This is a genomic window from Streptomyces cinerochromogenes (assembly GCF_014648635.1).
Taxonomy (GTDB): Bacteria; Actinomycetota; Actinomycetes; order Streptomycetales; family Streptomycetaceae; genus Streptomyces; species Streptomyces cinerochromogenes.
The window spans coordinates 73,636-80,772 of sequence record NZ_BMRM01000028.1 but is presented as its reverse complement, the minus strand read 5'-3'; the positions used below and the strand labels follow the sequence as shown (position 1 = coordinate 80,772).

Annotated in this window: 5 protein-coding genes and 1 pseudogene; 1 reads left to right on the top strand and 5 read right to left on the bottom strand. The window is 74.8% G+C overall.

Going from position 1 to position 7,137, the window contains the following annotated elements; translation table 11 throughout:
- Window positions 1–151: 151 nt before the first annotated feature.
- Window positions 152–1,288: pseudogene (locus IEZ20_RS36305) on the bottom strand (alginate lyase family protein); the annotation flags it as partial.
- Between the two features lie 311 nt (window positions 1,289–1,599).
- The gene (locus tag IEZ20_RS36300; protein ID WP_189306789.1) at window positions 1,600–3,249 is read right to left on the bottom strand and encodes a hypothetical protein; all 1,650 of its coding nucleotides are present in this window, start codon (window positions 3,247–3,249) and stop codon (window positions 1,600–1,602) included.
- A 279-nt stretch (window positions 3,250–3,528) separates the two neighbouring features.
- Here IEZ20_RS36300 and IEZ20_RS36295 point away from each other — a divergent pair, with 279 nt between their 5' ends.
- Complete coding sequence (locus IEZ20_RS36295; RefSeq protein ID WP_189306786.1) at window positions 3,529–4,314, top strand: SpcZ; 786 nt, start codon at window positions 3,529–3,531, stop codon at window positions 4,312–4,314.
- Between the two features lie 12 nt (window positions 4,315–4,326).
- On the opposite strand, the gene IEZ20_RS36290 is transcribed toward IEZ20_RS36295, so the two are convergent.
- The 3 genes from IEZ20_RS36290 to IEZ20_RS36280 all read right to left on the bottom strand — a co-directional run bounded on the left by IEZ20_RS36290 (window position 4,327) and on the right by IEZ20_RS36280 (window position 7,052).
- Entirely contained in the window at window positions 4,327–5,202 is an 876-nt protein-coding gene (locus tag IEZ20_RS36290) for a TauD/TfdA dioxygenase family protein (protein WP_189306785.1), read from the bottom strand.
- 79 nt (window positions 5,203–5,281) lie between these two features.
- Window positions 5,282–6,046, bottom strand: coding sequence for a hypothetical protein (locus IEZ20_RS36285; RefSeq protein ID WP_189306783.1), 765 nt, complete (start codon window positions 6,044–6,046; stop codon window positions 5,282–5,284).
- A complete protein-coding gene (locus tag IEZ20_RS36280) occupies window positions 6,012–7,052 on the bottom strand; it encodes a GSCFA domain-containing protein (RefSeq protein ID WP_229896444.1) in 1,041 nt (346 codons plus the stop codon). Before IEZ20_RS36280 ends, IEZ20_RS36285 begins: the two co-directional genes overlap by 35 nt.
- Between the last annotated feature and the right edge of the window lie 85 nt (window positions 7,053–7,137).

Sequence of the window (7,137 nt, the reverse complement as noted above, 5' to 3'; positions counted from 1 at the left end):
TCTCCAGATCCGAGGGCGACCCCCAGGTCTCCACGTACGGAGCCGCATACCGCGACGGGAAACCCGTGGCCCCCTTGCCGGAGGGGGCCGGCGCGCCCGTGACGGGGGACGCGGACGACGTGGCCGACGGCTGCTGGGCGGTCGCGGGGCCGGCCGGGTTGTCGGCGTGGGTGAGGGTCTCCCAGGCGACGAACAGGTCGTTCGTGCCGGCGGGGCGGTTGCGCTCGGTGAGCTTGCCGGTCTCGGGCAGGTCCAGGCCCAGCCGGGTGTGCAGGGCGTTGTACCCGACCTCCGTGACCGGCCCCAGGTCCTGCTTCAGGCTGCCGCCGCACAGGGAGGACGGTACGGCGGCGCCCAGCGCGTACCTGGACTGGAACTCCAGTGCCTGCCGCAGGCGCTCGCCCACCTGGGCGTACAGGTCCTGGCCCTGGATCCAGGCGGTCTCGGCGACGTGGGAGATCGCGGAGATGCCGTACCCCGTGTGCGTGAGGTCGCGGCAGGTCTCCTGGGTCAGGCCGGACGTGAAGGCGGACTGGCCCTGCCAGAAGCCGACGGTCGCCGATCTGTCGCCCTCGGCTCCCGTCGCGGTCTTGGGCAGGGCGCCGTCGGAGTCCAGATAGACGTAGGCGGCGACCCGCTTCAGATAGCGGGCCACCGCCTGGTCGTAGCTCGCCCGGTCGTCGAGGAAGACGGAGATGCCGACGGCGGCCTCCATCATGCTCAGTTCCCAGTTGCCGTTGCTCTGCGAGCCTTTCATCACCTCGGGGAGGTAGACGTCGCGCAGCATGGTGGCGAAGCGGTCCGCCTGGGGCCAGGCGGTGTAGGTGGAGCGGATGATCTCCGCGGCCCGCGGCCACACGGAGCCGGCCCAGCCGGTCTGCAACGGCGCGTTGCTGTTGGTGTGGGAGGTGATCGTGGACGACCAGGCGTCCATGATCTCGATGGCCTTCCGGGCGTACTTGTCGTCCTGCGTGATGTACCAGGCGAGGGCGTCGGTGTACGCGGCGATCGCGTCCTGCCGCTCGTCGGTGCACCCGTTGTCGGGCCGGGAGTACGAACCGCACTCCACGGTCTGCCGGGGGTTCGGGGTGCGCGTGAGGGACGCGTAGGGGCTCGCCGTCATCTGGTCGAAGGCGCCCTTCCAGGGCTGGCTGCCCGCCCGCACCTTCTCGCGCACGAAGTCCAGTTGGGGCCTGCTCTCCAGCACCCCCGGGTGCGCGAACGCGGTGGGCGGGGAGGGGTCCGCGTCCTGTCCCGCGAGCGCGGGGACCGCCACGACCGCCGTCATGAGCGTGGCGATCAGGGCGCCGAGGGCGACTCGTTTCTGCTTCTCCGTACAGCGCCCTGGTACTCGGCGGAGAAGTGCGTTGAACATGGGCACGCCTTCCAGAAGCCGGTGGCCGGATTCGTCGGGGACCGGCCGGGGGCGGGCCACCGGCCGGGAACAGGGAGAGCGGCTCCCTCCGGGTGCCGGGATCGCGCCGGTGCCCGATGGAGAGAGCCGCCTCCGCCCGTCATCCTTCCGGCCGGTGGCCGCGGCCCGCCAGAGCGCGGACACCACCGTGCCCCTTAGGCCAGGGGAACTGTCCGAACACCCCGTCAGGCAGGGTTGCCGCCCTGCCAGGTCCGCCAGGCGCGGGTCAGCTCACGTACCGCCGCACGGTCGAGTTCCGGGTCCTGCGCCGCCTCCCCGGGGCCGATCTCGCGCATCATGACGACGCCGGGGACGCCGGGGCCGAGCACCCGGAAGCGGGAGCCGGGCAGGAACAGCACCCGGTGCGGCGACAGCGGGTCGAGGAGGTCCGTACGGCGGCCGTCCACCGACCAGATGAGGAAGTCGGTGTTGCCCGGTTCGGTGCCGGGGCCGACGGCGGAGGCCTCGCACGCGTCCGCGTCGACGACCAGCGGCTGTCCGGCGTACCACTGCCGCATCGCCTCGTCGAGCGTGGCCCGCAGACCGGTCGCCCCGCGGTGTACGGGGAGCAGGCGCAGGCCCGCGCGCAGCGGTTCGGCGCCGGGCGGGCCGGGTGTCCCGTCCGGGCCGGTGCCGTCGGGCTCCGGGGTCCGCGCCAGCCGGCGGAGCACCGCCGCGAGACCGGTGACGGCGTCCGGACCGGGCGGGTCCGGGGTGAGGTCGGGATGCCTGCGCAGGATCTCGGCCGCGACGGACAGGAAGCCCTCGTCCCCGGTGCCCGCGACGGCGGTGCGCGGCCGTGCCTCCCCGGTGTCCGCGACGGCGGTGCGCCGTGCCTCGCCGGTGTGCCCGCCGGGGCGTGGGGCGGGTCTCGCCGGGGCCCGGCCGGCGCGGGCGGCCGCGACGCTGGGGCGGCAGACGCCCAGGCGTACCGCTCGGCGCAGTTCGGGCGGGAACGTCCCTACCAGGTCCGCCGCGAGCTGCCTGAGCCGGGGCAGCGCCTCCTCGGAGCGGGCGTCGCACAGGATCCGTTCCCGGCCGGGTTCCGGGTCGCCGGCCCGCACCTCGGCCGCGTACGGGGGGTCCTGCGGCCCGCGGACCCACAGTCCGCTGCGCACCACCTCCACGACCGCGTCGTCGGCGAGGCGGTACGTGCCGGGGCCGGTCTCCTCCAGGCCGTCGAGCGGCCAGCGGTGCGCCACGGCGAACGGGGACGGCGGGGGGCCGGCGGAGGCGGCGGCCGGCGGCAGGTGCACGAACTGCTGCCCCAGCAGCGGACGGCCGGGCGAGCCGTCCGCTGCCACGCGCAGCACCTCGCCGTCCCCGGGCAGTCCGTTGTACAGACGTACGGGTTCCCCGAGCACCTGGGCGAGTACGTCCCCGAGGTGCCGGCCCCCGCTCAGGCGGGCCGGTCCGTAGCACAGGAACCGCACCGTCGGCCGTACCCCGGGGGACAGGCCCTGCCAGAGCCGGGCGACGTCCGCCACGGGCAGCGCCGGTGCCCCGGGAACGCCCACCACGACGAGCGGTCCGGCGGACACCGGCAGGGTGGACAGGCGCGTCCGGTGTTCGTCCCGCAGCCCGTCCTCCCCCGCCGGGCGCAGCCAGACGCCGGCGGCGACCGGTTCCGCCACGGCCGTGCCGAGCGGCCGGGGCCGGTCGGGCAGGGCGGACTGCCACGTCGGCTTCGGCGAGCGCCGGGAGTCCGGCTCCTTCGCCGAGGCTGTCCGGCGGACCGTCGCCGGTCCGGCCGGGGGCCTGGGCACGCGGTGCGCGTCGGGGGAGGAAGGCACCACCAGCGTCCCGGCCCGCGCTCCTGTCTGGCTGCCGCTCATGCGCTTGCTTCTCCCTGAGAGGGCGGGTCCCCCTGCCGTGGGGCGGGGCCCGGCCGGCCGTCCTTGGAGACCGGCGGCCAACTCTAGGAACACGCCGGCCCGCCGGTAAACCGCGCGCTCCGCGACCGCCTCGCGTGACCTGGCCCTTCCTGACGTGCGGGCACAGACCGTGCCCGTTCGGGCAGGATGCGCCCCGCCCGCGGGCCGGCCGTGCTCCGCTTTCGGGGCACCCTCCCCGAACCGCCCCGGCCCCTCCCCGACGTCCCTGAGGAGAACGGTATGAACCGCTCCCCGGCTGCCGCCGTCCCCGCGTCGTACGACCGTCTGCTCGCACGGCTGGAAGCCGGCACGGCCGGTCCCGGTCTGCCGGACTGGCTGTGGCAGGTGGCCACCGTGCTGTACGACGGGCAGGACGCCGCCGCCGCGAGGGACTGGGCGGCGCGACTGTACGGCGAACTGGCGCGGCTGGGCGGCCGGGTGCCGTTCTCCGTCGTGCACGACTGGCACGCCGGCACCGTCGCGCCGGTGCTGGCGGAGGCGTGCCTCCGGCGGGGCCGGCCGGTGGAACCGCAGGACGCGGTACGGGACCTGCACCTGCGGGCCCTGGCGGGCGAGACGGTCACGGCGGCGGAGTGGGAGGCGGTGCTGCTCCCGGTGCTGCGGGAGGCCTACCGCCTCGCCTACGCCTACGCCGACGCCTTCGCCCAGGCGTACGCCGGGGCCCACGCCTACGCCGTGGCGCACGACTACGGCGCCGAGCGGGCCGCCGAGTTCGCGGGCGAGTACGCCGAGTCGAACACCGGCGCCAACGCGGCCGCCTTCGCCGAGGGCAACGCCCTGGCGAACGCCGGTGCGACAGCGGCGGCGTGGGCGGCGTCCGACGCCCGCGCCTACGCGGAGGCCTGCCCCTTCGCCCACGTGCGGGTCTACGCCCTCGCCTGGGCCGGCCGGGAGCGCGCGGCTGCCCGGGAGGAGGGCGGCGACGAGCAGCGGGAGAGGTTCCGGTCGGCCTGCCGGCGGCTGGCCGACGGGCTGGTGGACAGCCTGACCCGGGCGGTGTCCTGACCCGAACCGGGTTCACGCCTCGGGGCGACGGCCCTTGACGGCGACCCGGCGGCCGTGGCGGGCGTGGGGGTAGTAGTCCCAGACGGCGTGGTGCTGGACGCTGCGGTTGTCCCAGAACACCAGGGTGTCCGGGGTCCAGCGGACCCGGCAGCTCAGCATCGGTGTGCGGGCGACCAGGTCGAAGAGCATGCCGAGCAGCGCCCGGCTCTCCCCGCCGGACAACTGCACGATGTGCGAGGTGTAGGCGGGGTTGACGAACAGCAGCTTGCGGCCGGTCTCGGGGTGGCGCACCACCACCGGGTGTTCGTTCCTGGGCAGCACGTAGCCCTCCGGAGGGGTGTGGCCCTGCCAGGCGACGGCGTCGTCGTGGACCGCGGTCAGGCCGTCCAGGAAGGCCCGCATCGCCGGGGACAGCATCTCGTAGGCGAGGTGCATGTTGGCGAACAGCGTGTCGCCGCCGCTGCCGATGTCCGGGGTGCGGGTGATGTGGAGCATGGAGCCGAGCGCCAGTTCGGGGTTGGAGGTCCCGTCGGCGTGCCAGCCGTGGCCGTCGACGTCGGTGGAGTTCCCGTCGGCGCTGATCTCCAGGACGACCGGGTCGCGGCCCTCCGGGACGGCCACGGGCAGCGGGCGGAGTTCGCCGAAGCGGGCGGCGAAACGCTTGTGGTCCTCTACCGTCAGCCGCTGGTCGCGGAAGACGAGCACGTGGTGTTCGAGGAAGGCGTGCCGGATCTCCTCCAGCTGTGCGTCCGGCAGTTCGCGGGAAAGGTCGACGCCGGCTATCTCGGCGCCGACGACCGGGGTCAGCGGGTCGACGGCGATCGTGTCGTAGACCGTCCTCGGCCTGGTGGTGATGCGTGCGACGGCGTCGCGTACGAACTTCTCCATGGCGGTCTTCTGCGTCTTCCTTCTGCGGGGCGGGGAGTGCGGTCCACCCGGGGGGGGACGGAGGGTGCGGCCGGCCGGGTCACAGGCCGCGGGCCAGCAGGTCGGCGAGGATCATCCGGCCGAAGGCCAGGTTCCCGTGGATGGTGTCGTCGGGCTCGCACAGCTCGGGGCGCTGGACGCCCGTGGAGTCGGTGGCCCGTTCGCGCAGGTCGACGATCTCCACGCCGAGCGGGAGGAGGGCCCGGCGGAGGGTGTCCTGCGCGGCGCGGAAGACCTCCGGATCGGCGTGGCCGGGGACCCGTTGGGGCGGCATCACCGCGAGCGTGCGCAGCCCGAGCCGTCGTACGTGCCGGTAGAAGGCGAGTGCCCCGCGGCTCATGGACAGGACGACGCCGTCGAAGAGCCGGCCGGACAGGAAGCCCGGCGGGAAGCCGTCGCGTACCCGGTAGACCTGCCAGTTCTCGGCGGTGGCGACGAAGTGGGCGCTGAAGCCGAGGGTCGACACCAGGGGCACGGTCAGCGCGCCGAGGGCCGGGATGCCCAGCTCGTCCAGGAAGCGGCGGTAGTGGCGGTCCGCCTCGGGCTTGCGGAACACGATGTCGTCCCCGGCGCCCCCCTCGTCCCGGTCGCCCGCGCGGACGTCGAAGAACTCGGCGAAGAAGTCCCGTCCCGCGCCGATCGGGCCGCCGCGGAAGGGGATGCCCGCTTCCTGTGCCGCCCGGCCGACGGGACCGGCGTGCGAGTCGCCCAGCAGCAGGAAACGGGCGGGGGCCGTCGTACCGGCGGGCGCTGTACTAGCGGGCGTTGTACTAGCGGGGGTTGTAGTAGTCGAGTACGGCGTCATCGCACCAGACGTCCTCTCCGCGGTCGGGCCGGGGGCCGGGGGTGGGCCGCGGGGCGGCGGGGCGTGGGGCGGCCGGGCTCGGGGTGAGCGCGCCGAGGAAGTGGCGCAGGACGAGGGCGACGCCCTCCGGGGTGACCGTGCGCAGGTTCGGTTCGTAGAACGCCGCCTTGAAGGGAGCGCCGGTGACGATCTCGTAGGCGGGGAAGTAGTCGACCTGCTCGTGCTCCTGGGCCAGTTGCCCGGCCACGGCCCGCAGCACGGACTTGGAGTACGTGGTGGCGGTCAGCGCGTGTCCGCCGGTGGCGGTGGCGGTCAGCGGTACGGGCGAGACGGTCAGGACGACGCGGAGCGTCGGGTTGGCGGCGTGGGCGAGCGCGAGGGCGGCCGACAGATCGCGGTACACCTCGGCGAAGGTGGAGTTGTGGAAGACGTGCCGGCCGGCGTCGAAGGTGCCGCGCACGGTGCCGGGGCAGACGGGGTGGACGGCGCCGGTGGCCCGGTCCTCCCAGGCCTCGGTCAGACCCAGGGTGAGGACGAGGCAGCGGGCGGTGGCGAGGGCACCGCCGATGGCCGCCAGGGTCGTGTGCCGGGCGGCCAGCAGCGCCTCCGCCGAGTCGTACCCGTCGGGTTCGACCGTGGGGCGGAACGGGTCGTGGAACCGGCCGTCCTCACGCCACACCTCGTCGGGCGGAACGGTCTCGCCGCTCGCCCAGGACAGCCACTGCCGGAACGCGGCGGCGGTGTGGATGTTGCCGGTGCGGAAGGAGAACACGCCGTACTGGCGGCTTTGCCGCTCGGCGGGGGTGAGTCCGGGCGGCGCGGGCTCGGTGTCGCGCCAGTTCATGCCCCGGTCGCGCAGGGCGGGACCGATGTGGCGCGCGAAGCAGGAGCCGGCGGTGAGGACGGGGTCGTCCTGGCCGAGGGAGAACGCCGGGTTCCACAGGTCCCCGAGGGCGGAGGGCTCCGGCTCGGCCACGGCGGAACGCCAGAAGGAGCGGGGCGGCAGCGACCGGTAGGGATGCGGGCGCGGGTGCGGGTTCTCGTACGAGGTCGGGGCCGGGGTCGGGTTCTGGTGGGGGTGCACGGTGGTG